The sequence below is a fragment of the Nocardioides sp. Z43_10 genome (assembly GCF_059766615.1).
Genome location: NZ_JCBAJY010000015.1, coordinates 28,082 through 54,175, shown reverse-complemented (window position 1 = coordinate 54,175; position 26,094 = coordinate 28,082). Strand labels below are relative to the sequence as shown.

General features: G+C 68.1%; 25 protein-coding genes and 1 pseudogene. 11 read left to right on the top strand and 15 right to left on the bottom strand.

Annotated features, from left to right (window positions below; all coding sequences use genetic code 11):
- Window positions 1-209 precede the first annotated feature (209 nt).
- The 3 genes from AC6EI4_RS19375 to AC6EI4_RS19365 all read left to right on the top strand — a co-directional run bounded on the left by AC6EI4_RS19375 (window position 210) and on the right by AC6EI4_RS19365 (window position 2,463).
- Entirely contained in the window at window positions 210-836 is a 627-nt protein-coding gene (locus AC6EI4_RS19375) for a DedA family protein (RefSeq protein WP_498452472.1), read from the top strand.
- Window positions 837-962: 126 nt separating this feature from the next.
- Window positions 963-1,832, top strand: coding sequence for an SDR family oxidoreductase (locus AC6EI4_RS19370; RefSeq protein WP_498452471.1), 870 nt, complete (start codon window positions 963-965; stop codon window positions 1,830-1,832).
- Window positions 1,833-1,893: 61 nt separating this feature from the next.
- Window positions 1,894-2,463: a DinB family protein gene (locus AC6EI4_RS19365; protein ID WP_498452470.1), complete on the top strand. Its 570-nt coding sequence runs from the start codon at window positions 1,894-1,896 to the stop codon at window positions 2,461-2,463.
- A 71-nt stretch (window positions 2,464-2,534) separates the two neighbouring features.
- On the opposite strand, the gene AC6EI4_RS19360 is transcribed toward AC6EI4_RS19365, so the two are convergent.
- Both AC6EI4_RS19360 and AC6EI4_RS19355 read right to left on the bottom strand, forming a co-directional pair.
- Window positions 2,535-3,227 carry a GAF and ANTAR domain-containing protein gene (locus AC6EI4_RS19360; protein ID WP_498452469.1) on the bottom strand — a complete coding sequence of 231 codons (693 nt, stop codon included), beginning with the start codon at window positions 3,225-3,227 and terminating at the stop codon, window positions 2,535-2,537.
- 80 nt (window positions 3,228-3,307) lie between these two features.
- A pseudogene (locus tag AC6EI4_RS19355) lies at window positions 3,308-3,814 on the bottom strand (CoA-transferase); the annotation flags it as partial.
- On the opposite strand from AC6EI4_RS19355, the gene AC6EI4_RS19350 reads away from it, so the two are divergent.
- A complete protein-coding gene (locus AC6EI4_RS19350) occupies window positions 3,734-4,120 on the top strand; it encodes a VOC family protein (RefSeq protein WP_498452468.1) in 387 nt (128 codons plus the stop codon). The pseudogene AC6EI4_RS19355 and the gene AC6EI4_RS19350 sit on opposite strands and share 81 nt — an antisense overlap.
- A 31-nt stretch (window positions 4,121-4,151) precedes the next feature.
- Here AC6EI4_RS19350 and AC6EI4_RS19345 read toward each other — a convergent pair whose 3' ends face one another.
- Window positions 4,152-5,090, bottom strand: coding sequence for a class II glutamine amidotransferase (locus tag AC6EI4_RS19345; protein WP_498452467.1), 939 nt, complete (start codon window positions 5,088-5,090; stop codon window positions 4,152-4,154).
- Between the two features lie 555 nt (window positions 5,091-5,645).
- Between AC6EI4_RS19345 and AC6EI4_RS19340 the strand changes: the two genes are divergently transcribed.
- Together AC6EI4_RS19340 and AC6EI4_RS19335 are read left to right on the top strand one after the other, a co-directional pair.
- Window positions 5,646-6,098: a hypothetical protein gene (locus AC6EI4_RS19340; RefSeq protein ID WP_498452466.1), complete on the top strand. Its 453-nt coding sequence runs from the start codon at window positions 5,646-5,648 to the stop codon at window positions 6,096-6,098.
- Entirely contained in the window at window positions 6,095-7,042 is a 948-nt protein-coding gene (locus tag AC6EI4_RS19335; RefSeq protein WP_498452465.1) for a hypothetical protein, read from the top strand. The genes AC6EI4_RS19340 and AC6EI4_RS19335 overlap by 4 nt, the downstream gene beginning before the upstream one ends.
- A 31-nt stretch (window positions 7,043-7,073) precedes the next feature.
- Here AC6EI4_RS19335 and AC6EI4_RS19330 read toward each other — a convergent pair whose 3' ends face one another.
- The 6 genes from AC6EI4_RS19330 to AC6EI4_RS19305 all read right to left on the bottom strand — a co-directional run bounded on the left by AC6EI4_RS19330 (window position 7,074) and on the right by AC6EI4_RS19305 (window position 15,507).
- Window positions 7,074-8,297 (bottom strand): catalase family protein, encoded by a 1,224-nt coding sequence (locus AC6EI4_RS19330; RefSeq protein WP_498452464.1) that lies wholly within the window; start codon window positions 8,295-8,297, stop codon window positions 7,074-7,076.
- Between the two features lie 647 nt (window positions 8,298-8,944).
- The gene (locus AC6EI4_RS19325; protein ID WP_498452463.1) at window positions 8,945-9,871 is read right to left on the bottom strand and encodes a hypothetical protein; all 927 of its coding nucleotides are present in this window, start codon (window positions 9,869-9,871) and stop codon (window positions 8,945-8,947) included.
- A gap of 38 nt (window positions 9,872-9,909) precedes the next feature.
- A complete protein-coding gene (locus AC6EI4_RS19320; RefSeq protein ID WP_498452462.1) occupies window positions 9,910-10,860 on the bottom strand; it encodes a trypsin-like serine peptidase in 951 nt (316 codons plus the stop codon).
- On the bottom strand, window positions 10,841-12,760 hold the full coding sequence (locus AC6EI4_RS19315) for a peroxidase family protein (RefSeq protein ID WP_498452461.1): 1,920 nt from the start codon (window positions 12,758-12,760) through the stop codon (window positions 10,841-10,843). The genes AC6EI4_RS19320 and AC6EI4_RS19315 overlap by 20 nt, the downstream gene beginning before the upstream one ends.
- 75 nt (window positions 12,761-12,835) lie before the next feature.
- Entirely contained in the window at window positions 12,836-14,254 is a 1,419-nt protein-coding gene (locus AC6EI4_RS19310) for a Dyp-type peroxidase (RefSeq protein ID WP_498452460.1), read from the bottom strand.
- Window positions 14,236-15,507, bottom strand: a complete 1,272-nt coding sequence (locus AC6EI4_RS19305; protein WP_498452459.1) for a hypothetical protein — start codon at window positions 15,505-15,507, stop codon at window positions 14,236-14,238. The genes AC6EI4_RS19310 and AC6EI4_RS19305 overlap by 19 nt, the downstream gene beginning before the upstream one ends.
- Before the next feature lie 253 nt (window positions 15,508-15,760).
- Here AC6EI4_RS19305 and AC6EI4_RS19300 point away from each other — a divergent pair, with 253 nt between their 5' ends.
- Both AC6EI4_RS19300 and AC6EI4_RS19295 read left to right on the top strand, forming a co-directional pair.
- The gene (locus AC6EI4_RS19300) at window positions 15,761-16,129 is read left to right on the top strand and encodes a hypothetical protein (protein WP_498452458.1); all 369 of its coding nucleotides are present in this window, start codon (window positions 15,761-15,763) and stop codon (window positions 16,127-16,129) included.
- 9 nt (window positions 16,130-16,138) lie between these two features.
- A complete protein-coding gene (locus tag AC6EI4_RS19295; protein WP_498452457.1) occupies window positions 16,139-17,350 on the top strand; it encodes a hypothetical protein in 1,212 nt (403 codons plus the stop codon).
- A 103-nt stretch (window positions 17,351-17,453) separates the two neighbouring features.
- On the opposite strand, the gene AC6EI4_RS19290 is transcribed toward AC6EI4_RS19295, so the two are convergent.
- Window positions 17,454-18,455 (bottom strand): TerC family protein, encoded by a 1,002-nt coding sequence (locus AC6EI4_RS19290; protein ID WP_498452456.1) that lies wholly within the window; start codon window positions 18,453-18,455, stop codon window positions 17,454-17,456.
- Between the two features lie 129 nt (window positions 18,456-18,584).
- Complete coding sequence (locus AC6EI4_RS19285) at window positions 18,585-19,724, bottom strand: PucR family transcriptional regulator (RefSeq protein WP_498452475.1); 1,140 nt, start codon at window positions 19,722-19,724, stop codon at window positions 18,585-18,587.
- A gap of 422 nt (window positions 19,725-20,146) precedes the next feature.
- Here AC6EI4_RS19285 and bla point away from each other — a divergent pair, with 422 nt between their 5' ends.
- The gene (gene bla, locus AC6EI4_RS19280) at window positions 20,147-21,049 is read left to right on the top strand and encodes a class A beta-lactamase (RefSeq protein ID WP_498452474.1); all 903 of its coding nucleotides are present in this window, start codon (window positions 20,147-20,149) and stop codon (window positions 21,047-21,049) included.
- A gap of 261 nt (window positions 21,050-21,310) precedes the next feature.
- Here bla and AC6EI4_RS19275 read toward each other — a convergent pair whose 3' ends face one another.
- From AC6EI4_RS19275 to AC6EI4_RS19260, 4 genes are all read right to left on the bottom strand, one after another.
- A complete protein-coding gene (locus tag AC6EI4_RS19275; protein WP_498452455.1) occupies window positions 21,311-21,571 on the bottom strand; it encodes a Txe/YoeB family addiction module toxin in 261 nt (86 codons plus the stop codon).
- A gap of 2 nt (window positions 21,572-21,573) precedes the next feature.
- Window positions 21,574-21,834: a type II toxin-antitoxin system Phd/YefM family antitoxin gene (locus tag AC6EI4_RS19270; RefSeq protein ID WP_498452454.1), complete on the bottom strand. Its 261-nt coding sequence runs from the start codon at window positions 21,832-21,834 to the stop codon at window positions 21,574-21,576.
- Window positions 21,835-22,700: 866 nt separating this feature from the next.
- The gene (locus tag AC6EI4_RS19265) at window positions 22,701-24,053 is read right to left on the bottom strand and encodes a carotenoid oxygenase family protein (RefSeq protein ID WP_498425338.1); all 1,353 of its coding nucleotides are present in this window, start codon (window positions 24,051-24,053) and stop codon (window positions 22,701-22,703) included.
- 175 nt (window positions 24,054-24,228) lie between these two features.
- Window positions 24,229-24,363: a hypothetical protein gene (locus AC6EI4_RS19260; RefSeq protein ID WP_498425339.1), complete on the bottom strand. Its 135-nt coding sequence runs from the start codon at window positions 24,361-24,363 to the stop codon at window positions 24,229-24,231.
- Between the two features lie 406 nt (window positions 24,364-24,769).
- Between AC6EI4_RS19260 and AC6EI4_RS19255 the strand changes: the two genes are divergently transcribed.
- Window positions 24,770-25,276, top strand: a complete 507-nt coding sequence (locus AC6EI4_RS19255; RefSeq protein WP_498425340.1) for a sigma-70 family RNA polymerase sigma factor — start codon at window positions 24,770-24,772, stop codon at window positions 25,274-25,276.
- Entirely contained in the window at window positions 25,273-26,082 is an 810-nt protein-coding gene (locus tag AC6EI4_RS19250) for a hypothetical protein (RefSeq protein WP_498425341.1), read from the top strand. Before AC6EI4_RS19255 ends, AC6EI4_RS19250 begins: the two co-directional genes overlap by 4 nt.
- The last annotated feature ends 12 nt before the right edge of the window (window positions 26,083-26,094 follow it).

Sequence of the window (26,094 nt, the reverse complement as noted above, 5' to 3'; positions counted from 1 at the left end):
CCGCTTCGCCATCCACAACACCACCATCGGTCAGCGTTGCTACGACCGATGGAGTCCGCGGCGTTATTTCGCTGTGGCAGTGCGCATAACCCCGCGTTACAAGGCGGCTCTGCGGCAGGGGTTATCGTCGTGGGGTCGGCACCTCGCTGCTGCGCGGGGAGCACGAGCCTCACCGATCGCCGGCGTCCCACGGATGGGGGATCGACGTGATGAGCTCGCTGCTCGACCTTCTGGTGGGGCTCCCGCCCTGGCTGGTCCTGCTCCTCGTCTTCGCGCTGCCTGCCGCCGAAGCGTCGTTGCTCATCGGCGTGTTCGTCCCCGGCGAGGTCGCCGTCCTGCTGGGTGGCGTCGTCGCCCACGGCAGCGACCTGTCGGTGTGGGCCGTCATCGTGGCTGCGGCGGCGGGCGCGATCACCGGTGATCAGATCGGCTTCCTCCTCGGACGCCGCTACGGGGATCGCCTGATGGCGCACCTGCCGGCGGCGGTGCGCCGGTCCGGGGACCTCGAGCGCGCGCTGGAGCTCATCCGCCGTCGTGGTGCCGCGGCGGTGGCGATCGGTCGGTGGGTGGCCGTTCTGCGCGCTCTCGTCCCGGGCGTGGCCGGCACCAGCGGCATGGCTCAGGCGCGGTTCACGGCGGCGAACGTGCTCGGCGGGAGCCTGTGGGCCGCCGTCATCACGCTCGCTGGTTACCTGGCCGGCGCGTCGTACCGCACCCTCGCGCACGAGCTCGGGGCCGGCGGCGACGTGATCGCCGCGCTCCTGGTCGCGCTGGGCCTGCTCTGGTGGGCACGTTCGCACCACCGGAGCGGGCACGAGCCCTCGGGCAGCCGGTGACGGCCCGCTGAATGCGGCCAACAGCCTCCGCAACCCGCGGTTGTGCGCCATGGTGGTCCCCGTGAACCCGACCGTGACCGCCTCTCCGATCGACGATGTCGACCTGCTGGGACGCGGGGTCCACCGATGAAGGCGGATCGCGCCAAGACCTATGCGGTCACCGGTGCCGCCTCCGGGATGGGCGCCGCGGTGGCGGCCCAGTTGCGCCGCGCGGGACACCGGGTGATCGACGTCGACGTCGTGGCCTCGAGCGTCACCGCCGACCTGTCCACCACCCGTGGCCGCAGCCGCGCCGCCCGCGAGGTGCTCGAGGCCTGCGACGGGGTGCTGGACGGCGCCGTGCTCGCCGCCGGAGTCGGCCCCACGGCCGGCAAAGGCGTCCCGCGGCTGATCCTGCAGGTCAACTACCTCGGCGTCACCGAGCTCCTCGAGCAGTGGCGCCCCGCACTGGCCGCCGCAGGCAACGCCAAGGTCGTCGTGTTCTCCAGCAACTCCACGACGACGACGCCGATGGTGCCCCGCCGCGCCGTCCGGGCCCTCCTGGACGGCGACGCCGATCTGGCCCTGCGCCGGATCGGCCGGATCCCCCAGCTGAGGGCGCCCTGGGCGTACGCCGCGTCCAAGATCGCGCTGAGCTACTGGGTACGCCGTACCGCGGTCCTGCCCGACTGGGCCGGCGCCGGGATCCGGCTCAACGCGCTGGCCCCGGGGGCCATCCTCACTCCCCTGCTCGAGCGGCAGCTGGCCACGCCGTCCCAGGCCCGCACCATCCGGGCCTTCCCCGTCCCGGTGGGCGACTTCGGGAACCCCGAGCAGCTCGCCTCCTGGGCGGTCTTCATGACCACACCGGCGGCAGACTTCCTGTGCGGCAGCATCATCTTCGTCGACGGCGGGTCCGACGCGTGGTTCCGCCCCGACGCCTGGCCGCAGCCGGTGCCCGCCCGCGGCGTGGTGCGCTACTTGCGCGACATGAGGCGGTTCGCGGCGCTGCGGTAGCCGGCCGCCGAGGGGTTGGAAACGACCGATCATGGCGAAGGGCGTGGGGCACGATGGCCGCATGCCAGCCGATCCGAAAGACGTGCTCAAGAACTACCTGCAAGGCGCTCGGGACACCTTGATCTGGAAGCTCGACGGCCTGTCCGAGCGTGACCAGCGGCTGCCTCGAACGCCGACGGGAATGAACCTCCTGGGCATCGTGAAACACGCGCTCAATATGGAGGCGCTCTACTTCGGTCCGACCTTCGAGCGCGACTGGGCAACGCCCGAGGAACTCGTGCCCACGGACGGAACCGATCCACAGGCCGATTGGTACGCCACCGCGCAGGAGTCAGCAGACGGCCTCATCGACCTCTACCTGCGGGTCCAGGCTTTCGCTGATGAAACCATCGACGCGTTAGCGCTAGATGCGATCGGCACGGTCGCGCATTGGGGCGGAGCGGAGGTCTCGCTCCAGGAGATCATGATCCACAACATCGTCGACTTGCAGCGCCACGCGGGCCACGCCGACATCCTGCGCGAGCAGATCGACGGTTCGACGGGGCTGCTGCGCGATGCCAGCAACTTGCCTGGGGACACGGACTGGCCGGTCTACGTCGCGAAGTTGACGGCCGTCGCAGAACGGTTCTGAACGAAACGGGTGGCCGTTCATTCCGCTAAGTTCGGCGCTCTTGTACGAGGACTTCGTGCGTGTCCGCAGACCTACGCTTTGGGAACAGCTCGGGTGTCCACGATCTGCTCGGCCAGCGCGCGTAGCTTGACGTTCTTGGCCTGTGAGAGGCGACTGAGGAGGGCGAAGGCCCGGTCCGCTGGCATGTCGAACCTCTCCATGAGGATGCCGGTGGCCTGACCGATCACGGTGCGGCCCGCGAGTGCGCGCTCAAGGTGGTCGACCTCTTGCGCCCCCGCCAGCGCCACGCCCACGTGGGCCGCGAGGGCGATGCCGTCGTGGATGACGTCGGTACTGAAGGCAGCCTTCCTCGCGCCGTACAGGTTCAGTGCCCCGAGGCTCTTGCCGGTGGAGAACAGGCGGTAGCTCACGATGCTTCGAAACCCCAGCTGCCTCGAGACCTCGGGACCCCAGTGGGGCCACCGCTCGTCCGTGGACAGGTCCCTGCTGTGCACGGTGTCCTGCATCTGGAGCGCGTCCAGGCACGGCCCCTGCTGGAGCTCGTGCTGCAGCGCGTCGACCAGCCGGACCGTCTCGCTGCTCACAGCGTGCGTGTCGATGCGCTCGCCGCGGTGGACCACACAGACCCCCGCCGCGTCGCACCCCGAGAGGATCTCGGTCGCGAGCTCCACAGCCCGCTCCATGGCCTCCTTGGCGTTCTTCTCGTCCTGCATGTCGCGCGCTGCAGCGGCCAGCTCCCGGTTGAACTTCTCATAGCTCGGCACCGACGCAGCATGACCGAACACCGGCCCTCCTCACAACCGGGCGACGCCCCACCTCCGGTCTTCCCGCGGACCTCGTCCTCGCCGACGCCGGGCGCGAGCTCGACCAGGTGCAGCCCGTCGGGGCGTACGTCGATGACGGCGAGGTCGGTGATGATCCGCTGCACGACCCGCTTGCCGGTGAGCGGCAGCGAGCACTCCTCGACGATCTTGTGCGAGCCGTCGCGGGCCACGTGCTCCATCAACACCACGACCTTCTTCGCGCCGTGCACTTGTGCAAGCGTGGACTGGACCGCAGCACCACCACACGTACTCCAGCGTGGCGAGCACGACCTGCTCCCTGCCGGCACCCGGGTGCTGGCCCTAACGGCGGCGTCGGCAGGTCTCAGACCGCCATCGCCGACGAAAAGCAACAGCGGCGCGAGGTGTTCGCAGGGTAGACAGGGACAGATTGCCAACGCGATCCTGGGGCAAATTGACGCGTCGCCAGCGTGCAGCGAAGGAGCCTCATGGAGCGGGTTACCGGCATCGGCGGGGTGTTCTTCAGAGCAGAGAATCCCAGCAAGCTCACCGCTTGGTATGCCGAGCATCTGGGCGTCGACCCGCCGCCGCAGTCGTATGAGACCTCGTCTTGGTGGCAACAGCCAGGCCCGACCGTGTTTGCCGCCATGCCGGCCGACTCAGAGCACGTTGGCAGCGCAGCGAACTCCTGGTCGATCAACTTTCGGGTCGCCGACCTCGACGCCATGGTGCGCCAGCTGCGCGCGGCGGGAGTCGAGGTGGACGTCGACACCGAGGAGTACCCGAACGGTCGGTTCGCCGGGCTTACCGATCCTGAGGGCAACGCCATCCAGCTCTGGCAACCCGCGGGAGCCGATCTGCGCGGTTCCCCATGAGGCGGCCCGCTGGCCCGTTCCCACTGGCGCCCTACACCTTCAAGCTGCCGACGGTTCTCGTGATGCTCGCGCCCTTCTTCTCCAGGAAGACAATCTCGCCGAACTCCAAGTTCAACCAGCCGTCGTTCTCGGTCAGCGGCTCGGAGGCGAGGATGACCGACGTCGCGTCTTCTTCCGTGCAGTCTTCGAAGTCGTAGGTCGTCTCGTCATCCTCAAAGTTGCGGCCCATCAGCAGATACATCGGCTCCAGGAGCATGGAGAGAGCGAAGTCGTCCGTGCCCGGACCGGACTTCCGTAGCTCTCTCCAGTCCCCAGCAGGGTCGGTCTCGCCCTGGTGTCCGGTGCCGAAGTTGACTCCGATGATGCGGTTCGGGGCGACCAAGGCCATCTTCAGCTTGGTCAGACTCCGAAGGTCCAGACTGTCCATGGCCTTGACGATGAGCTTCATCATCTCTTCGAATCCGCGCTGTACGCCTTCGTCGCTATCGTCCTCGAGCAGGGAGAGGAGAAGCACGTAGAGGAACTCCGTGTCAGTGGTGCCCCGCATCTGCTCCAGGAACTTGTCCTTGCAGTGCGGCAGCAGCTCCCGTTGCAGCAGCTTCCAGTTCGGCAGGTCACCATTCTGAGCAATCATCCAGGGGGTGCCCTGGTAGGAGAACGGGTGGCAGTTCTCGTCGGCCAGCACCACGGTCGAGTTGTAGTCAGCAGCTCTCACATGAGCAAGCAGCGTACTGGCCTGAAGGCTTGGCAGGATGCCGGCAACGTTGTCGTCGTAGAACGCAGCCATCGGTCGGTGATAGAGCAGGGGCTCTTCTGTCTTCAGCAGATGTTCGCTCCAGATACCGAATCCCCAGCCCGCGAGCTGAAGCTGCGGATGACGCTCTGGGTCGAGGGTTTGGTTGATGAGACTGTTCTCCGGCTTGAGAAGCAGATTCTCCACAGGTATTTCTGCCCCGATGTAGGCGAGCACGCGGCACATATGTTCCCTCACTGACGGGTCTTCGGATCTGGAGCGCGAACGCTGACGCGGGTGCTGTGCACCTACGAGAGGCTGAGTGCACTCGTGCACTCAAACGATCCGTCGCGCGCACTCCACAGCCTAGGGGCGTGTGGGTGAAGCGCTGCCCGCCGGTGGGCCGGGGAAGTGCGTGTGGCCACCGGCGCCGCTGACTCGTCATTGCCCGTCATTGACCAGTCCTTTTCGCAGGCGGACCATGACTAGATGAGACCACTCCGTGAGCGGAGGTGGGTCGTGGGTATCTCGAGACGTCACCTTGCACTAGGCGCGCTCCTCCTGGCGCTTTCGGCCGGCTGCACGAACCCCGCGGACACCTCCAACGTCGGCCCCGGCGGAGAAGCCGAGACCTCCACTGCCACCTCCGGTGGCCAGCGCCACGGCAGTGGCGGGGGCAATGCCAGTGGCAATGGCGGTGGCTCAGGAGGCGGCGGAGGTTCCCCGGGCGGCCCCGGCGGCGGAGGTGGCGGATCCGTAGGCGGGGGCGGCGCGATCGGCTCCCCCATCCGGATGCCGGGCTTCCAGCAGATCGGTGCAGAGATCGTCACGGTCTACGACGGACTGGTCGCCGAGATCGCCGCTGCCTGTGGCCGCGGCGGGCTGTGTGTCGAGATCGTCGTGGAGTCCGAGGACGGCAAGGGTCCTCAGTCCACCTGCGGGTTCGCCGGGACCCGACCGGGCGAGGACGAGCTCGTAAAGCGAGGATCGACGGTGGTGTTCCTGACGACGCCGCCGTGCCCGGACTTGGGGACCGACGAGAACAGTGGGGGCACCGACACCCCCGGCGAGGGCAGTGGAGAAGGCGGCACCGATGGGACCGACGGCGGGGCAACCGACACCGACAGCCAGGGCACGGACAGCACCGGCGGCACCGACGGCGGGGGAACCAGCGGCACGGAGGACGAGGTCCCACCCGACGAGGGTGGCGCGCCGTCCATGCCGTCCGAGAATCCGGGCTCGTGACCCACGAGGACTCAGCCGGCGAGCCCGACGGGGACGCAGGCCCGGCCGACCAAGGCTCCCGGCTGGCAGACATCTCCCGGCTGGGCCGGATCTTCGGCAAGGTGATCGCGCCGACGACGCTGCTGACCGGTCTGCTGTTCTACTTCGGCTGGTCCTTCACGTACTGGTACTTCCACTACCTCGGCGTTAACGCCACGCTGCTCGGATCGACCAGCCAGGACTACCTGATGCGCAGCGTGGACGCCCTGTTCGTCCCGGTCACGGGCGCCGCGGTCGTCGGGCTGGTGGTGCTGTGGGCCAGGTCCGTCGTACCCCAGAAGCTGTCATCTGCTGCTTGGGCGCGAGTGGAGCGGCGCCGCGTCCCGGTGAGCACCTGCCTGGGGCTGGTCCTGGTCGGAGTCGCGGCCTCGGCCGTGGTCAGCAACGTCGCCCGCGAGAACCTCTTTCTGATCGCGCCGCTGAGCCTCGTCATCGGTGTCCTGCTCCTCTCCTACGCCGTCCACAGCATCCGGGTCGCCCGAGGGGCACTGCGACGCACCGAGGGCGTCGACGTGCCGGCGCTCATCGAGTGGGCGGCGGTGTTCGCCCTGGTCGGCATCGGCCTGTTCTGGGCGGTCAGCGACTACGCCGCGGCGGTGGGCACCGTGCGGGCCAAGCAGACGGTGGCCCTGCTCCACGAAGAGCCACACGCGACGCTCTACAGCGAGCGCAGCCTCGACCTGACAGGTCCGGGGGTGTCCGAGGTGCGGTGCACAGGCGCGGACGCGGCCTACGAGTTCCGCTACGACGGTCTGGTGCTCATCCTGCAGTCCGGGGGCCAGTACCTGCTGGTGCCCCGGCAGTGGACGCCCGGCACGGCGCCGGCCGCGGTCGTCTCCGAAGGCGGCTCGACCCGTCTGGAGTTCACCTGGTCCCCACCCGCGGAAGGCGGGCAATCCTGCTGACGGCCACCCAGAGCCCGGTCAGACGTAGTGGTCAGGACGCCGGCGAGCCGTCCACGGCGAACGTCTCGTCCCCCGTGGGCTCCAGATGCCGGTCGCCGTTCATTTCCTGACGCAGGGTGGCGAGCTCCTCGTACATCCGCTTCCGGGCGCGGTTCGAGTTCCCCAGCGGCCTGTGCTCCGGCAGGCTGTGCCACGGGTTGTAGCGGAGCACGTCCGCGAAGGCCAGCTGTCGGTCGGAGTCAAAACGTTGCGGGGGAAGCCTCAACCGTGCCACCGGGACGTACGGCGACTCCCGCTCCGGCCACTTCACGGTCGCGTCCTCGATGGGCATGCGGTGGGCGTCGGTCTGAACCTGCACCATGAAGTCGAAGGTGAACTCCCCCGCCTCGAGCGTCCGGGCCATCGCCTCGCGAAGGTAGTTCTCCGGCGGGTGGGCCGGAATGCGGCTGCGTCGCGGCGACGTCGGTTTCAGGGAGTATTGGACCGCTTGGCCCTCCCCCAGCAGAAATGGGACGTTGCTGTAGTACTGGACCTCCAGCGGACTGGAGTGCATCGGGGAGTACAGCAACTGCATCGCCAGGTGCGTCAGGTGCGTGTTCCCCGGCGCGATCGCGTAGCCGATCGGAGCCTTGGCCCGCACCCACCGCTGCATCTTGGCGTTCTCCCGGATGTTCGGGGTCACGAAGCTGGGGGGACTGACCAGGATGAGGTCCTGGGTCGCCCGCTCGTCGGCCATCAGCTTGGACCCGGGCACCCCCATCACCTTGATGCCCACCGAGCACTGCCCGAAGTCCTCCAGATCCGGCGGGGCATACGGCCCGGGCCCCGAGAACCGCACCCAAGCGCGGAACGTGCCGGGTTCGGCGAAGAGGCCACGCGCAACGTGGGGCGGGAGGTCCGGCAGCACGGTGAACTCGCCGCGCACCACGCCGAACGTCTTGGTGTTTCCAAAGCGCTGCGCCGACCCCGGCAGCCAGTTCTCGCGCGTGAACGCCTTGATCTCGTCGATGATCCGCTGGGTGTACTCCTCCTCGTTCGACAGCAGCTTCTCCTCCGCGAGCGCCAGATGCTCGTCCACGCGGCGGCAATTCTGAAACGCCTGCAGCGCAGCGAACAGCCGCGGCCGGAACACCCGGTCGAAGGCGGGTCGGTAGAGGAATTCCACCCGACGCTCCAGTCGCCACAGCCACAGCACCAAGTCGCTCAGGGGCCGGAGGACCAGGTAGGTGAACTTCGACTCGGGTTCCAGCGTCACCGCCGTACCTCCCAGGGGGCGTCGAGTCCGGACGCATTGCTTCCAATGTGGCAGAGCGCTATAGCGAGGGTCAATGACACGTATCGCAGCCACGGGCCGGAAAAGGGGCTATCCGCGGATGCGGTCGAGGTCTAACGTGGAAAGGAGGCGAAGACACACCTGCCGATCCGGGGCACCGTTCTCTCGGCACTCCAGGCGCACTTGCGAGGCGCGTTCATGACTCAGCAGCACGTTCCCGCGGTAACCGCGTCGGCTCTGCCCTCGATGCGAAGGCGGCGACTCGCCGCGCTCTTCGACTCTGGTGCCGTCGGCGCCATTCCCGATGGGAGGGCGCGGGGAACAGTGTTGCTGCGCACTGGCGGCCTTCTCAGCAGACCGATCGCCGCCGCGTTGGTCCACGCGGCGCTCTGGCGTGGCAAGGTCGTGGACCGCCGCGCAGGTCGGCTGAAGAACCTGTTGGGCCCGACGAGCATCCCCGCCATCGTGGCCGCCGTCTACGAGGGCCCCAGCTGGCACGACGGCCGGCCGTGCATCGTCCTGGACTACTCGCGAACGTCGTGGGTGGCGCGCTGGATCCGTGACGAGATCAGAGAGATAGCACCTGGCGTGTTCCTGGGGCTGGTCTTTCTCGGCCGTTTCCACGTTCTCTACTTCTCGCTCGACTTCGACCGTGCGCCCCTCAGCGCGTCACCGATCGGCCCCGCAACCTCGGCGTGCGCGAGGTAACGGGAGATCGAGTGCGGCTCGTGTTCGTTCTCGACCTCGACGTCGATGAGCGGGTCGCCCCAGTTCGCCCGCAGCGGGTGCCCCAGGGCCACGACATCGTTGACGTCGTAGGCGCTCAGCCACGGCGTCCCGGGATGGACACAGCCCGGCGTACGGAGGTTCCTCTGGACCGCCTCGAGCCCCAGGGGTGACCCGGTAGTGACCCACAGCGCTGTGCGCCCGCGGATCTCCGCATCGTCGAGCAGGTCACGAGCGACCACGGTCCCGAGGCTGTGGGAGACCAGAATCAGCTGCCTGTCACCAGGGACCGAGGCTTCCACCACTTCGAGGACGCGGGCGCGTCCCCGGGTCAGGTACATCGCGACGTCGCGCAGCTCGGCCTGGATGATCAGCTGGTCCACGCGGGACCGCTTCGCCAGCAGCGCAAGTACGTCGCGAGCGGCCTTCCACGACAGCGCCCCCTCCTGCAGCCTCTCGCGTAACCCCTCGTGCCTCACCCGCCCGCGGCCAGGCTCTCCGAGGGGTTCGTCCGCGTTGTCAGGCACCAGGTCCGCCACGCCGGCGTGCACGCCCATGCCGGCCAGCAGCTCGCGCTCCACCTCACCGACGTCGCCGGGCGTGTCCGGACGGAACGGTCCGGCTTCTCCTCTGGGCAACGACTCCAGCCGGACCCGCGCGTCCCCGGCCTCAGCCCCGATCCGGTAAAGCTCGTCGCCGTAGAACGGGAACAGCACGTCGCCGGCAGGCACCTCGGCGCGGTCGGCGCGGGTGAGCCCGGCGGCCAGGGCGGCCAGCCACTTGGTGCGCAGCGCGGCTGGGTCCTTGAACTCTTGGCCCCGGCCGTGCACCAGGACGATCGCAGGAGTCTCCATCTTCGGCCCCCTCCCTAGAGGATGTCGGCTATAAGGGCCTGGTGCACCGGCGGCAGCTGCATCTGAGACAGGCTGCGGATGATGCGGCTGACACGCGCCCCCTCATTGCCCAGGTAGGAGAGGGCGCCCTCGCCCATCTCGGGTGTCCACCGTTCTCCCGTCCGCGTGAGCTCGAAGCCCTCGGCGTCGGTGGCAGGGACGCCACCGTGGTGCAGGGCGACCATCTCCCACTGGTCGTTGAAGACGGGAGCCCCGGAGGAGCCTTCTCGGGTATCCGACTCGTAGCGGACCCAGACGTCGTCCTCCGACACCATCCGGTTGAACCGGATGCTCGCCCTCTTGCGCTCGCCCGCCGGATGGTGGATGACGTTGAGGACCTCGCCGATCACTGCCTTCCCGGTCTGAGCGATGAGGGGGATGTGGCCGTAGGTGTCGCCAGGGGCGGAGCCGTCGCGCAGGGCGACCGCGACCAGGGTGAAGTCGAGTTCGGTATCCGTGGCGAAGAAGTCGTCGGGCACGAGCGGCCAGGGATCGGCCAGGCGCTCGGCGCCCTCCCCGTCATACTCGTAGCCGAACTCAACCTTCAGTCCTCTCGCGGTCTCGGCACTGTCGCAGACGTGGTTGTTCGTGAGGAGCAGCCGGGACGCGACCAGGGAGCCGGTGCCTACCGGCTGGGACGGTCCTCGGCCGGCCTCGACGACCCTGCCCACCGCACGCGCCGCCTTCATCCCGGACTCGAAGAAGCTCAGCCACACCGAGTCGTCGGTCTCCACGATCCCCTCGAGCCTCAGGTTGCGGCGCTCGAGCCGCTCGCGGCGTTCGTCGAGGTCCTCCTCGGTGTTCACCCGTTTCAGCTCACCGGTGTCGACGGCCACCTGCGCGGCGGCCCTTTGGTCGGCGCTACCGACCCACCTCTCGCGGATCTCGCGCCGACGACCGACATGGTCATCCGAGTTGAGGACCATGACGCTCCCCCTCGTGCTCTCCGGCGCCCGCGGCGCCCATTCCGCTGGCGGCGTCGGCTGCCGGAGCCTGTGCGCGCTGCCAGGGCGTGAACGCGTTCCTGGCACCCCTCATCGACCCGCGCAGCTCCGGATAGTGGCGCAGGATGACCGATGCCATCGTGTTGTCGGCCAGCCAGCGCATCCCCTCGGGGGTATAGACCGCCGGTGTGAAGTCCTTCGTCAGGAACCGGTCGCTGTTGAGTCGGCGCGATGCCATCACGACGAAGATCCGGAAGGCCGTGTTGCTGAACGCGAAGCCGGCCGGCAACCGCTCGCCGTAAAGGCCCACCATCAGGTCCACCTTCTCGATGTCACCCCCGTAGAGCGCCGCCATCCGCTCGGCGAGCTCGGGGTCCTCGGTCAGCTCGGCGAACGTTGTCGGGGCGGACAGCCGCAGCTGCCGCCGGAACTCGCAGTACCGGGGGACGCCGAGCTCGCGGTGCCGGAGCATGTCGACGGCGGCGAGGTCGATGACCGAGCCGTCGGGCCGCTCGAACTCCTGCAGGAACCGCGGAAAGTTGCGCAGCGAGACGACCCCGGGGTGCTCGGTGCCGAAGGAGTAGAACAAGTCCGCCATCGGGATCTGGCCGAACAAGCCGAGCGACTGCGGGCCCGACAGCTCCCGCAGCGTGTAGGGCTGATCGCGGTGCGGCTGATCGGTGGTGTGCGAGCGGAAGTCGAAGTAGTCCGGCACCAGCGGGTGCATGCGGTAGACGGCAGTGAACTCCTCGGTGAGGGAGTACGGCACCCCGTAGTGCTGCGTGGGGGCACCGGGGATCCCGCTCACGACCTCGCTGTCCGAGAGCCGTCCGAAGACGCTGCTCAGCCGCTCGCCGGCGAGCCCCCACCAGTTAGCACGCATCCCAATGACCGTGGCCGGGTGGCTGATCACGGCCGGAGTCCACTCGACGGTGTGGATCTTGGCGATGAGCGCGGCTATCACGAGACGCGCACGCTGGAACAGCTCCTCGTCGTCCCAATGCGGGTATGCCGTTGCAAGCATGGCGCACACGGCGTTGTGCTCCAGGGTGAAGAGGGTTTGGAGGGGCACCAGCCCGGCCCAGAACCCGGGCTCCTCCGCGGTCGGGTGGTTGCTCTTCGGCATCGGGAGCATCCCGTTAGCGTCGATCTTCAGCCTTCCGGACTCGTACGTGCGGCTCTCCCGCTGGTACTCCTCAGTGGTCCCGTAGATCTGCGAGGCGTCCCACCAGTGGGTGCTGGTGTTGATCGCGGTCCGGGGCGACCGCATGCCGTCCGCCCGCGTCGGGTCCTCCGGTGAGCGCATCACCCGCATCTGTCGTTCCGGGAACGAGTCGTCCGGCGCCACCTCGATCTGCCAGGGGTCGTCGGTCGGGCTCTTCCCGTGGCTGAACCAGTCACGGATCATCCACTGCAGCCACGGTGCCACCAGCGCGTTCACCGACGTGGCGGCGATGAGGTCGTCGCGGGTCATCAGTTGGCGGCTGACCTCCCGGGGGTTCGGCTCGAGCACCTCGTGAGGCTCCGGCCGCAGTGCCGCATCGAGGGGGATGTTCCGGCCGAACCGCGCTCCGACCATGCCAGCGTGCGGGGCGTTGAGGTCATTCCATGAGCCGTCCAGCGTCCGCGAGGTGAGCACTTCGGACCGGAACGGCGGGACCGCCGGCGGCTCAGTCCGGGGCAGGCTGTCGGTCTCGACCAGGTTGTTCCGCCGCAGCGAGTCACGCAGCCCGACCAGGACCGCAAGGGAGACGGGGGTCGGGACCTTGTCCCAGCCACGTCGCCGGTCCACGGCATCGGCCACCGCACGGAAGTACGTCCAGGCCCGCCCGCCGCGATACCCGCCCCCGGAGGGGGCCGCCCTCCTGGCTCCATCAGTCATCTGGGCCTCCCTGATCGTTGTGGCCTTGTCCTGTCGTGCATGAAGTTCGTGGGGCGAGTCGCCGGGACACCGTGGTCATTCCCAACGTGGACCGGAGGCGAGGTAGCGCAGACCGGCGACACCGGGCAGGAAGAAGTAGCCGCCACCGCGGACCTGCACGAACTTGGGCACGCCGTGGTGGCGGCGCCGCAGCGGCCACGCGGGTTCCACGAAGGTCGTCGGTCCGGACGATCGGGTGCCGATGAGTGGGTCATCCGCCTGGTCCAGCCGGTTGAAGCTCGGGTCGTTCATCCAGCTGTGCTGGACGAACTCGTACTGTCGGGCGAGGTTGGCATTGAGGCACATGAAGTGGACGCCCAGCTCGGTGCCCTCCGGGCTGGGATATCCCGAGTACGTCCTGCCTCGACGGAGGAGCCGGTGACGACGGTTCACCTCCCAGGCGCGCTCCGTGCCTGGGGCGGGCTCCAGGGAGTCACGTGGATTGCCGCGCCGGATGTGGGAGCCGATGGGACAGGCGAGGCCGAACCGATCACTGTGGTGGTAGCCGAACGCATTCGCCGCCCCCAACGTGGGCTCGTCGCGCTCGGGGCTCAGCACCAGCGGAGCGCCGCTCGGCCAACGACCCACCAGCTTGGCCGCGAACCTGGTCCGCTGCTGGGGATCGTCCTCGCCGCCCGCCCCAGCCGCCGAGTCCACATAGTTCCAGAACCCTTCGACGTCCTGGCTCAGGTGCCGGAACACCAGGTAGCTACCGTTGCGACCCAGGTCTGCCGCCCCCGACCCCGAGGAATCACGGGACAGCACCCGCGCCGGGTCACAGCGCTCGTCGAGCAGCGGACGCTCGGTGAGCTGCCCGTACTCGTTGGTGTAGCCGAGGAGGAACTCGCCGGTCCGAACGACGTCGAAGTCGTGCTCGGCGCGGGGCAGGCCGGCGATGGTGGGTTGCGAGATTCCGTCCCGGAAGCCGAAGTGCTCCCTGTCGGACAGGACGTCGGTGTCGAGCCGTTCGACGATGCGGAGTCCTCCGTGGGCAGCGTCGCCGGCCACCCGCTCGACGAGCGACTGCAGGACGGGTGCGCTCACGGCGTACAGCAGCACCAAGACGTCGATCTTGTCGGTCTCGGGACCACCCCAACGCCACCGGGACGGCGCGTCCTCGCCGACGTCGCCCAGCAGGCGGCTCCGGTACGGCGTGGTCATCCCCGAGGTGAAGGCATGGGAGAAGCCGCTGGGCAGGCCCTCGTTCGCCGTGAGCCGCAGGATGCCCTGCCCGGAGAGGGCGAGGTTGATCGCCGTCTCCTCCGGAGCCGTCTCCCCCGTGGTCACCTGCTCGGCCCACGTCGAGAGCACCGAGCATGCCTCCTGCGAGCGTTCCACCTGGAGGAGGAGGAAGGAGGCGTACCCGAGCTGGGAGTACCCACGCAGGACCAATCCCTGGATGTCCGCGAGCTCGAGCGGCTCGTTCGTCGCCGTGTTCACAGCAGCGCCAGCCATTCGCGAGCCTCGTCCTCGTCCAACGCGCGGGTCAGGCCGCGCCGCAGCCGGGCGTTGTCATCCAGTCTCGGCGCCGACAACGTCGGGTACGCGGAGTAGAACACGACCGTCGGCACCTGGTGGCGCCGCAGGTGGCGCTTGTAGGTCAGCTCGTCGCGAGCGCCACCGAACACCAGCCATCGGGTCCGCGGGTAGCCGACCCCGTTGCTGAAGACGAGGTTCACCCCCCAGGCCACCCGGTCGATGAAGTCGTCCATGTAGCTCTCCAGGGTGTTGTCGTAGCTGCTGGCGAAGACCGCCCGGCGGCCGTCGTCGATCGGCAACCACCGGGCGAAGTGGATGCTGCGGACCCCGGAGAGGTTGTCGCGGTGATAGACGTGGCGACAGCCGAGGTCGAGCAGGCGAAGGGCGACCTTCATCGTTGTGCGTCGCACCCGTCCAGGCTTGACGAATCCCACCGCGGTGAACGGGTTCTGCGCAGCCACGTCCTCGTAGGACTCGACCTCCCGCACGTGCTGTGCATCCGGCGGGGAACTGTCAGCCCGGTCACGGATCTCGAGGAACCGGATGACCACCAGCCAGGCCGCCACCACCGGCGTCAGGAGGGGCAGCACCAAGGTCCCCGGCAGCACGACGCTCACGATCTCCCGGGCCTTGCCTACTCGATAGGCGCCACCGGGCCCGCGGGGCGGCTTGGCCGCCCAGGCCAGCCCCGGATGCTCGAGAAGCAGCTCCTGCACTCGTCGGCGGACGGACCGGGGGGCGGTGGCGTGGTCCGTGATGGCTACGCCGTCCACAAGGCGACCGACCTCGTGACGCAGGGAGTCCTCCGCACGTACCTGCCCCACCGTCCGCCCGACCGTGTGCACGTAGTACGCCGACGCCTGCAGGAGGTGGCGCTCCAGCCACTGCGACCTCGAGCCCGCGGTGGGATCGGTGGGGTAACCGACGCAGTGGCCGAAGAGGGCGTCGAGCCCGGTGGCGGCAATCCGGGACAAGTGCTGGAGGTGCGCGAGAGCAGGGCCGTCGACGTCAGACATGTAGACGAGCGAGGCGGGGATCGGCTCGCCGTCGAGGTCCGTGACCGCCTCGAGGATGAAGAGTCGGGCGAAGTGGACTTCAGACATCAGGGCGAACGGGAAAAACCCGTCGTCACCACCTCGGGCCCGCACCTGCTCGAGCAGGTCACGCACGGCGTCGCACTGCTTCTGGACGATCGGCGCCCTCAGGGTGACGGCCACCTGGTGCGGCATGGGACTCCCCGTCCGCCAGCTTTCACATGAAGCCCGATGTGAGACGAAGTCCCTGACGGCGACCGTGTCCCTTCTCCAACCCCGTGCCCGGGACCGTGCTGCGCTCGGCGTTCAATTGCCAAGCGGGGCCCAGTCCCTGGACTTCTCAGAGTGCTCTCACCCGCTGGGCTTGTAAAGGCGTTCGAAGAGCCTTGACGTGCCGTCCAGAACGAGAACACGATGGCAGTCCCAACGCTCTGACGGGGGAATGAGGATGGGACGTCCTCGATCCGCACACAAGGTTCTGGCGACAATCCGTATCTTCAACGGGCTGGCAGGTCTTCTTGTCCCCGAGTTCCTGCTCCGCCGGCTCGGTACCGACCCCCGCCTCGACCGGTCAGGGATCTACCCGTTCCGCATGTTCGGGATTCGCACCGTGCTGATTGGCCTAGACCTGCTGACCCTGCGCGACGACGACCTGCGCCGGGCCAGCAATCGGGCGATGGTCATCCACGCGTGTGACACGGTCTCGGCCGCCTCGGCAGCGTTGCGGGGGGACCTGCCTCGCAAGGCCGGCATCACCGCCACGCTGATCTCCGCGACGAACACCGTTCTTGCGGTGCTCGCGGCGCGACGAACCTGAAGCCCGACGATGGAGCTCGGGGGTGAGCAGGGCGGCAACCCGACCGGACCTTCCATGACCGGCAGCTCTGAGTACGGCGTCGGTGGGCCATTGTCAGCCGGCTGGCGCGAAGGAACGCTCACCCGGGCCCTCGAACTCGAGGCTCTGTGTGCCTACGCGCGTGCGGGGTGCGAGACCCCCGAGAGCAAGATCTTTGCCAGAGCTCTCGCTGCTCACCTTGAGGCTGCACGAGCCGCCGCACGCTCGGACAAGTCGAACCCGAAGCAGTGGCTTCCGCGTCTGCGCGGCAGCTCGTTGCGCGAACGAGCGATGACCAATCTCGACGCTGCGGAGTCGCAGCTACTGAACTTCGCTCCCCCGTCGATGATCCTCGGGCAACTTCCCGGCCTGCTCGCGCACGTGAAGCGCCACCTGGTGGCGAACGACGTCCGGCGCATCGAGTTCGAGCGCCTCGCGGTGATGCTCGGCATCGCAACAAGCGTCCGCCCGACCGACGGGAACCAGCTCGATCAGGCCTGCAAGCTCGAACTGGTCGCACAGGAGCGGGGTCAGATCGTCACAGCGGTCCGCGCCGCAAGCTCAGCAGCGGTACGTGAGCAGATCCGTGTGCGCAGCTTCCGCAACGTCCTAGTCGTGACCATCCTGCTCATGGCAGCCCTAGCGAGCGCCGTGGCGATCCTCGGGGCATTCAAGCCCACCCTGATCCCCCTCTGCTTCGCACCCGAAGAGGCGGGGACGGCCATGGTGGTGTGTCCGACGGGGCAATCGGCGCCGTTCTCCGTCGCGCCCATACCGGCGAGCACGGACGGCGAAGTGGTCACACCGACCGAGGACATCGACGATGCGGTGATCGACACGGCGACCGGTTTCGACCTCTTCATTGTGGAACTGGTGGGGTTGGCAGCCGCGGCCGTGGCTGCCGCCGGTGCCATTCGAGGCATCAGGGGCTCCTCCGAGCGCCACGGCATCCCCGTGGCCCTCGCCGTGCTCAAGCTGCCGACCGGGGCAATCACGGCCTTCCTCGGGCTACTGCTCATGCGCGGCCAGTTCGTGCCCGGCCTCAGCGCCCTGGACTCCTCTGCCCAGATCCTCGCGTGGGCGCTGGTGTTCGGGTACGCCCAGCAGCTCTTCACGCGGTTGGTCGACCGGCAGGGGCAGACCGTCTTGGACAGCGTCCGCGGGGCGGACCACGTCCCGCCCGAGCATGGCCAAGCGCCGTGACCTTGGTGGGGCGGGAGTCGCAGGTTCCTCGTAGGGCTGCGTCGCGCTCGGTGTGCTCCACGGCCGTCCGGAGGAGTAGAGCATGTGCGACTCCCACCCTCTATCAGCGGGACTCGGCCTTCACGGTCTCCTCGCCCTTGTCGTCGTCCTTGCCCTCGTCTTTGCCCTCGTCCGTTTTCGGCTTCAGGAAGCTGAGTGCGACTGAGCCGGTAAGGACCACGACGATCACGCCGAGACTGACGAGCGAAGGGATCTCCGGGATGGAGGTGTCGATCGTCTTGTGGGCGGCTTGCAGGATCAGCTTGACGCCGATGAACGCAAGGATGAGTGCGAGGCCGGTGCCGAGATAGTGGAACCGGTCGAGCAGGCCCGAGAGCAGGAAGTAGAGGGCGCGCAGGCCGAGGATGGCGAAGGCGTTGGAGGTGTAGACGATGAACGCGTCGTCGCTCACCGCGAGGACGGCAGGCACGCTGTCCACAGCGAACAACAGGTCGGCTGCTTCGATGGCGACCACGACGGCAAGCATCGGGGTGCCGACGCGCTTTCCGGCTTCCCGGATGAAGAACTTCGTGCCGTGGTACTCCTCGGTCATCGGCACGACCTTGCGCATCAACCGCAGCGCCAGGCTGCTGCTCGGGTCGTAGTCATCGTCGTCGCCCTTGATCAACTTGTAGGCGCTGTAGAGCAGGATCGCTGCGAAGACGAAGAGGATCGCGGTGAACTGGCTGACGACGGCCACGCCAAGTGCCAGGAAGATCCCTCGGAACACCAGGGCCCCGATCACGCCGTAGAACAACACCCGGTGCTGGTACTGCGCCGGGACCTTGAAGTAGCCGAAGATCAGCGCGAACACGAAGAGGTTGTCCACCGACAGGCTCTTCTCCAGCAGCCAGGCGGTGGTGTACTCGACGCCTGCGTCGCGGCCGACTACGGCGAAGACCACGACCCCGAAGACCACCGCGAGCCCGACCCAACCCACGCTCCAGCGGGCGGCTTCCTTGAAGCCGATGACATGGGCGTCGCGATGGGCCAGCAGGTCGATGGCCAGGGCGATGACGACGGTGGCGGCGAACGCGCCCCACAGCCAGACAGGTACGTCGTGCACAAGTGCTCCTTGAGGTGGTCTAGGTACCCGTCGAGTCTGGGCGACAGACGTTCACCGGACGAGGGCAGATTGCGGACGAACTCCGGCCGCGATGTTGCCGAGGTTCGGCAACGGAGGCCGGGGCAGCACTCAGAACGAGTCCAGCAATCGGGCTCCGAGCACCGCGGCGTGCAGGGTGAAGCGGTGCGCCGGGTCGGTGGGATCCAGACCAAGCACGTCGCCGATGCGCTGCAGCCGATAGGTGACTGCCCGGACCGACAGGTTCAATCGCGCCGCGGTTGCGGTGGCGACCCCGCCGGTCGCGAAGTAGGCCTCGAGGGTCTCCAATGTCGTCCTAGCACTACCCGGGGCGTGCTTGAGCGGACCCAGAACGGTCGCTATGAGTTCGTCGATCGCATCACGGTCACGCAGCAGCATCTCGTAGACCACCAACGAGCTGGAGTCGATCACGGCATCCTCGAGGCCGAGACGGCCGGCGAGGTCCAGTGCGCTGCATGCCTGTTCGTAGGAAACCCGGACAGCGCTTGCGCCGGGTTGAGCACGCCCGATCGCAGCCTGCCAGGACCGCTCATGACCTCGGCCGGGACGGACCGGTGCGACCGCGGCGATGACCGCCGCGAGCCTGTCTCCGACCAAGGTGACACTCGCCTGGTCAGGAGCAGCGAAGATGCAGACCAACAGTCCGCTCTTGGTCGCTACCAGCGGGTGGGTGTCGCCATGACGACCGCTCAAAGCGCTTTCGAAGCGGCGCGGAACCGAGGTCAGCGACGGGTGATCGAACGTGAGGTCGTGCCGGGCGACCAGCACCGCGTGCGGGCTGGTGAGGTCGAGCCCCAGGTCGGCGGCCCGACCGGTCACCTCAACCGCGGACGGACCACCGGCCAGCAGCAGGTCGAAGACGTCGCGCCGGGTCGACTCCTGCTGACGTGACAGGTCGTTGCGGGGGAGCTGGAAGCCCTCGGCCAGCGCTGCCACCGCATCGTCCGCGGCGCGAAGCACTGCCAGGCCGGCCGCGCGAACCTGGGCGGCATTCGAACCGGTGTCGAGCTCCTCCCACAGCCGCCAGCACGCCGAGAGATAGAGGTCGACCAGCGCCCGCAGCGGCACGCCGCCCAACGCCGCTGCGGCGCCACGCTCGCCGCATGCCCTCAGCTCCGAGCGTCGCAACCGGCGACCGGACGCGACGGCCTCTTCCAGGATCGAGAGGAAGTCACCGAGCAGCCCAGCGTCGATCCCCCCAGCGTCGCGCGCGGCTGCTGCAGCGACCACGTCCAATCGGGACACGCATCCTCCCATTGCCGACATCCGGAAGCCGGCCAAGATGCTCCATCCTCCCCCGCCGAGGCACGAATGGTCCCCACCGGGTCAGGCTCCTTCTTCGCGGGCCGCAGTCGCACGATCGGGCAGGTGCACAACCCCTGGCGCGCTGCCCGCCCTCACCGGGGGGCGACTAACCTTCGTGGCCAAGGGTGATCTCGCGCCGACGAGCCAGCTGGGAGGCTGACGCTGAGCACGATCCGCGGTGCGTTCGCTCGCACTGACCAGCACTGCGCGGACGATTCGCATCCGCGCCACCTGGACGGCCATCGGATGTCGGACGGGCACGCCGTTTGCCGCTCGGGGTCTCGAGGCCGTCAGTGCTCCCGTCGGATCAAGTCGTGACGTCACCGAACCGAGGCACTCGATTCGGGATGCTGGCCGCCACCGCACTGACCCTGGTGATGCTGAACGCCTGCTCAGGTCAGCCGCATCCGGGGAGAGAGACCGAGGCCGAGGTCGAAGTCGGAGCCCAGCCCTCATCCTCGCCGACCGAGCAGACGATGACCAGACTGGCCGCTCTCGAAGACCGGTTCGACGCCCGGCTCGGCGTCTTCGCCATCGACACCGGGAGCGGGATGACGGTGGCCTACCGGGCCGACGAGCGATTCGCCTACGCCTCGACCTACAAGGCGTTGGCGGCCGCTGCCGTTATGGAACGGACCACGAGCCGCGAGCTGGACCGGGTCGTGCGATACGACGCCGAGGACTTGGTCCCCCACTCTCCGGTGACCGAGAACCATGTGAGCACCGGGCTGACCCTCAGCCGGATCGCCGAAGCCGCCGTCAGAGAGAGCGACAACACGGCCGGCAACCTGCTGCTCGACGCGCTGGGTGGACCCGCTGGCTTCGAGCGCGCCCTGCGGGCCCTCGGCGACGACGCCACCCAGGCCGCACGCGAGGAGCCGGAGCTCAACGCAACCGCACCGGACGACTCACGCGACACCACCACCCCGCGTGCCTTCGCCACGGTGCTGCGCGGGTACGCCGTCGATGCGTGGCTGAGCGCTTCGGACCGAAGGCTGCTCTTGCGCTGGATGCGCGGCAACGACACCGGTGACTCACTCGTCGAGGCAGGGCTGCGGGACGGCTGGCGGGTGGTGGACAAGTCGGGCGCCGCGGCGTATGCCACCCGCAACGACCTGGCAGTCGTCTGGCCACCGGGGCGTGCACCCATCGTGCTGGCGGTGTTCTCCGACCGGAGCAACGTCGACGCGACGTACGACGACGCACTGGTCGCGCACGCCACCCGAGTCGTGGTCCGTCACCTCCGGTGACCCAGCTCTGACCCAGCCCCACGAAAAGCCAAGGCGCCCTGACGTCAGCCGCTCCTTTGACGCCACTCGAGCCGAGGGCCAGGACCAGGACCAGGACCACCGCGGCGATCGCCACACCGATCATCCGATGGGGCCTCCGCATCCAGGGCCGAGCCGCCGATCTCCACGGTTTTCATCGGCCTCAGAATCACAGGGACTGCTGCACGATCTGGCAGGCCGGTCGGTAGCAGCCTTGAATCGGCATGAGCGTGCGGTTCGGCTTCAGCGGCCGTAGTGGTAGCGGCAGGCGGCGATGCGGACCTCGGTGTTAGTCACCTTGTAGACCAGTCGATGCTCGTCGGTGATCCGCCGCGACCAGTAACCGGCGAAGTCGTGCTTGAGCGGCTCAGGTTTGCCGATCCCCTCGTTGCCGTTGCGCACGACATCGTGGATGAGCAGGTTGATGCGCTTGAGGACCTTGCGGTCTTGGGTCTGCCACCACAGATAGTCCTCCCAGGCATTGGGATCCCAAACCAACCGCATTCTTAGTCGGTGTCCACCAGTTCGTGGGTCTCCCCCGCATCCCCTTCGAGGCGCTCCATGGCGTCGAGCAGGCGACGAGCGTTCCTCGGCGACCGCATCAGGTAGGCGGTCTCACGCAAGGACTCGAAGTCCTCCAACGACACGATCACCACCGAAGGGTGACCGGCCCGGGTGATCACGACCTCTTCTCGGTCGTTGACGACGTCGTCGAGCACTTGGGCGTAGCGGGCCCGGGACTCTGTGTAACTCAGCGTCTTCACCATTCCACCTCCTTCGTACAGAAAACTGTACAGCAGTCCCCGTGGACCTGGACCGACTCGGACGCGGGTTCCAGGTCTCAGTGCAACACCGGGGTTTCGTAGCCGGGGAGCGGTCCGCCGGGCGCCGAAATGGGTGGGGCCTGCCTCTCCCCAGATGCCGGAGCCCGCGGCGTCCCCAAACCCGTGTCCACCTCACCCAGTAGCTCGAGGGGCGGACTGCGACAGCAGCCGATCACGCCCGCAACGCAAGTTCAGCGTTCGGCAGATCCGAGGCTGGTTGCCGCGGATGATGAGTCAGCCCGTTGGCGGCCGCGGGGCGCTCTGGCATCCCCGGGTGTCGGGTGCCGGTGCGGCACCGCCCCTTGTAGCTGACACCGGACGACGCTGTGGCTTGGGTCCGCGGATTCGACGAGCGCGTTCGCGAGGTCGTAGGCCCTCTCTCCGGAGACGAGCGCCTCGAAGGCTGGTCGGTAGCCGAGTACGTCTCCCACGTAGGTGACAACCTGCGCCAGTGGGCGGAGCGGGTCCAGGGCGCCCGACTTGCGAAGCAGGCTCACGTTGCGGGCTATGACCCGGACGCGCTGGCCCTGGCCAGGGGCTACCAGGCCATTCCGCTGGCAGTCGCGCTGTGGTCCGCGAGCAACGCCGCTGATCGGTGGTGCGAGGTGTTGACGGCGGCACTCGACGAGGGAGTCGAACTGCAGCATGCGACCCGCGGACTACAGCGTGCAGCCGACGTAGCCCGAAACAACTGCCACGATGCCTATCACCACGTCTGGGACATCTACAGGATTGCCGACTGTCGCTAGGCCACAAAACAAGGTCCGCGGCACAACAGGACGCCACGCTCGGACCCCGAAGTCCAATGCTCAGGCGAGGGCGGAGTCGGGGATCCAGTTCCCATGAAATCCCTGCGGCACCCGGGCCGGCAGGTGGACCGTGGCCACCGGATGTCCGAAGTCGTGGGCATCGATGATCACCAGGTCGCTGGCGCCGCGCGCCGCGTCGTACACGTAGCCCATGAGCCAACCGTCGTCCTCGCCAGCCGCGCTGCCAGCCGGGACGAACACCATCTCACTGGCGATGCGGCCGGAGCCCAGGTCCACCTCGACGCTGGTGCCGCCGACAAGGTCGTGCTTGCGCACAGCGGTCCGAGGGTCATCGCCTAGGGCGCCCAAGTCGAGCACCGAGGATGCGCCGATCGTGTAGCCGTAGCGGTGCCGGCGGCCAGTGAGTCGTTCGTCCCCGCGTGGGAACTCCGTGCCGCGATCGTCGATCGTCTCGGTGAGGACCTTGCGTGCCCGCGGGTCGATCGTCCAGCGCTCCAGACGGGGACGATCGGACACGGGCTCGCCGTCCTCGGCGAAGGCGTGGTCGTGCACCACCAGGTCGATGATCACTCGATCACCGTCGTCGAAGGCGTTGAGGGGGTGGTAGACGAAACACGGCTCGACATCGATCCACACGACGTCGGACCCGGTGCCGGCCCGGGGCAGGAGCCCGACCCGGGCCCCGTTGTCGGGGCGCCAGCGGAAGGGCAGGGCAACGCCCTGGAGGGCGAGCTCCAGGTCGAAGAGCACAGGCAGATCGAAGAGCACGACCCGGGAGGCGGTCAGGCCCATGTCGTGGAGCATGACCGGAGCCGGAAGGTCGATGTCGACAGTGCTGACGAGCTCCCCGGCAGAGCCGATCACGTGATAGCGCAACGCGGGGTTGTCGAAGCCGTAGCTCATCACGTGCATCTCGCCGCTGTTCGGGTCGAACTTGGGGTGAGCGTTGATGCCGGCAGGGAGAGGGCCACCGAAGTTGCGCGTGGCGACCGTGTCCAGATCGCCCGTCAGCTCATACGGCAGCGACCCCTCCGTCACGGCCAGGATCCGGCCGGCGTGGGCGAACACGTTGGTGTTGCCCGAGCCGGAGTACCACCCGCCGTCCTCGTGCGGCACGGGAGACGCATCGAGGTGCGCGCTGGCCTCGGGGCTGCGCACCCAGCGGTTGCGGTACCAGCGCGGCCGGCCGCCGTGCAGGTCGACGCCGTGCACCATCCCGTCGCCCGCGAACCAGTGGTACGTGTCGGCCTGCGCTGCGAACGGGTTGGGGCCGGTGCGGAGGTACCTTCCCGCCAGGCCCGGCGGGACCGCGCCCGTGACCTCGAGATCCGTGGCGGTCACCTCGGTGGCCACCGGCGCGAAGTTGCCGTCGAGGTACGTCGCTGCAGTCATCGCCTGCTCCCTGGATAGGCCGCCGAGCCGACCCCACCAATAGACACCCTCTCCAGCTACGGGTCAATCCACCGCCTCTGGGACGCGACCCCCTGCGTCGGGACTCCCCGCAATCCGAGCGAGATCACGCCGGTGACTGGAGGCTTGGATCGGGGTCAGCGCCGATCGAGGCGGCTCAGAGTCCGAGGTCGCGGCTGGTGCTGGTCGCGAGCGCTTCGGCGGGACGGATGTAGTGGTTGAGCAGCGTGCTGAGGTCGCGGTGCCGGGTCTGTGCAGCGAACCGTTCGACCGGTGCGCCGTTGAGGATCACTTCCGACCACGCGTCACCGCCAGCTGACGACCGACCCACCAGGTCGCCCGGCAGCAGGGGCTTCGATCAAGTCATGGTCAGCCTCGTCTGCACGAGGTCCTCGGCGTTGGCCTCCTCGTTGGCACACAACAGTGAGGCCGTCCGCATCGTTTCCTGCCGTGAGCACGGGTGAACTCCACGAACTCGGCCGATTGTTCGCCGTCTCTCACGTTTTCTCCTTTCACCCCGCCTGACCGGTGCGGGCACCGGTTCAGTCGCGCCGCGCCTGCCCATCGAGGGCTCGATCGTGACGCAGGCTCAATGGGTGGACCGGTCCGCGCCACGGCCCGTCGACCGCGCCGTCGAGTGCCGTCCCTGGGAGCATCTGGGTGTTCGTACAAATGACCCGGCTGTCACGACTAAAGGGATGAAGCTGCCGATGCGTCATGAGGGTGTGGACACTAGCGAGTTCGTCGAGTTCTACACCGCGCAGAAAGATCGTTGCCTGCGGGCGGTGGTTGCCAGCGGCATGGAACAAGACCGTGCTGAGGAGGCAGTTGCGGAGGCGTTCGCCAGCGCTTGGTCGCGGTGGCGAACCGTGCGCACCATGGAGTCACCGGCCGCATGGGTAGTGCGAACAGCGATCAACCACAACATTTCGTGGTGGCGCAAACGACACCGCGAAGTGCTCTCCGCCACCTCACTGGAACGGCCGGCTACCGAGGAGTTGGGCCGAGTCGACTTGGTCGCCGCCATCCGGAAGCTGCCACCACGGCAGCGCGAAGTCGTGATCTTTCGTTACCTGCTGGACCTCGACACCGAGTCCACCGCCAAAACGATGGGGATCGCAACCGGGACCGTCAGCGCTCACCTCCACCAGGCCCTCGCGTCCCTGCGCGGGCTTCTCGCCATCTCCGAAAGGACGTCCCTGTGAACACGCAACTGGAGCAGACTCTGCGCAGCACCGCTGCGGGGCTGACCCTCGAAACCCCCGTCGTCGAGGTCCTCACCCGCGGCAGCCGCATCCGACGTCACCGACGACGCGCAGTCGGCCTCGGTGTAACGGGCGCCTTGGCCACGACGGCTTTCGGTGTCACAACCCTCGCGGGGCTGCAACCGAGCCAAGGGCCTCTCGAAGCGGTCGGACCCGCCCGCTCCGACGCGTTCCAGACTGTCTCGTGGTCCAGTACCACCACGAACCTCACAGGCCAGCAACTGATGGCCGTGCAGAAGACCTGCGCCGCTTCGGCGCGGGAGGTCGCGCAAGCCGGTGGCCTCACGGAGCGCGGCTGGGGCCTGCCCGGCACTATCTCTCCGGTGGCGGCCGAGTTGCGAAACGGCACGGTACTGACCTACTTCCGTCAGGGACGTGACTACGCAACCTGCGAGCTGGAGCTCACTGAGGCGGGCCGGTTTCGGACTCTCGGGCAGAGCGCCGGCACCGAGAAGGCCGCCCCCACCGGCGAGCACGTGGCCTTGGTCACCATGGGTGCGGCCGATCCCGGCCCCATGGGCGGGAAGCTCTCCGACGTGTTTGCTGTGGCACAGACATCCTCTGACGTCGCGCGCGTCGAGATCGTCATAGCGGGAGAGAGATACACCAGCACTGTCAACACCAACGACCTGGTCTTCTTTTGGTTCGCCGACGACCATTTCACCCAGGCCGACCTGGACCGGGCGACCATCACTTCCCTCGACACCGACGGCAACGTCCTTTCTCACAGCACCAAGGGCTTCTAGCTGACGCCAAAG